The organism is Pseudomonas sp. KCJK9000 (genome assembly GCF_046230725.1).
Lineage (GTDB): Bacteria > Pseudomonadota > Gammaproteobacteria > Pseudomonadales > Pseudomonadaceae > Aquipseudomonas > Aquipseudomonas promysalinigenes.
In genome coordinates, this window is record NZ_JBJJLN010000153.1 from 1 (window position 1) to 314 (window position 314).

The following is a 314-nucleotide window of genomic DNA, read 5'->3' on the forward strand; positions in this document are numbered from 1 at the left end:
TACCCGCACCTCTTCGCTCAGCCGATCCGAAGCGTCGTAGGCAAAGCTGTACGTGGCGTTGTTCTCGTTGACCAGCGCGGTCAGGCGGATGGCCTTGTCGTACTCGTAGCGTACTCGCTGCCCCTTGGCATCCTCGCGGCTGCTGGGCAAACCGCGGGCGGTGCGCATCAGGCGGGTGGTCTGGCCCTTGCCGTCGGTATGGCTGAGCACCTGGCCGTAGACGTTGTAGCTGAAGGTTTCATTGGTACCGTCGGGATGGATGATGCGCACCACTTCACCGTCCGGCTTGCGCTCCAGCGTGGTGGTCTGGTTCA

General features: G+C 63.1%; 1 protein-coding gene. It reads right to left on the reverse strand.

What is annotated here, in order from left to right:
* A partial coding sequence (locus ACK59H_RS23040) for a hypothetical protein (protein ID WP_409265005.1) occupies positions 1–314 on the reverse strand: 314 nt, incomplete at both ends.